Annotated in this window: 2 pseudogenes; one reads left to right on the top strand and one right to left on the bottom strand. The window is 64.9% G+C overall.

From position 1 onward, the window contains the following. Positions 1-131: pseudogene (locus tag D3D01_RS25190) on the bottom strand (right-handed parallel beta-helix repeat-containing protein); the annotation flags it as partial. Here D3D01_RS25190 and D3D01_RS24980 point away from each other — a divergent pair. After that, positions 118-245: pseudogene (locus D3D01_RS24980) on the top strand (transcriptional regulator); the annotation flags it as partial. The pseudogenes D3D01_RS25190 and D3D01_RS24980 sit on opposite strands and share 14 nt — an antisense overlap.

The following is a 245-nucleotide window of genomic DNA, read 5'->3' as shown; positions in this document are numbered from 1 at the left end:
GTGAAACTGTACGGGCGCTTCGCAGTTCGTGCGTCGGTGTTGTCCGCATCCGCTGGAACCGTGCGAGCAAGGATGCCGACCGGACAGTTGTCGACCTGATTGCCCGTGATGGTGATATCCGACGACCACGCGCTTCGGCTGTTCGATGTCACAGACGGCCCTGTCGACACGCTGGACACTGACGGCGTCGTGACGGCGGCGGCAGTCTCCGACGGAACCGCCGTCGCCGTCGAGGAGCCGGTCGT

The organism is Haloarcula sp. Atlit-7R (assembly GCF_003666065.1).
Taxonomy (GTDB): Archaea; Halobacteriota; Halobacteria; order Halobacteriales; family Haloarculaceae; genus Haloarcula; species Haloarcula taiwanensis.
The sequence above is the reverse complement of the archived record's forward strand: the minus strand, read 5'-3'. Positions and strand labels throughout refer to the sequence as shown.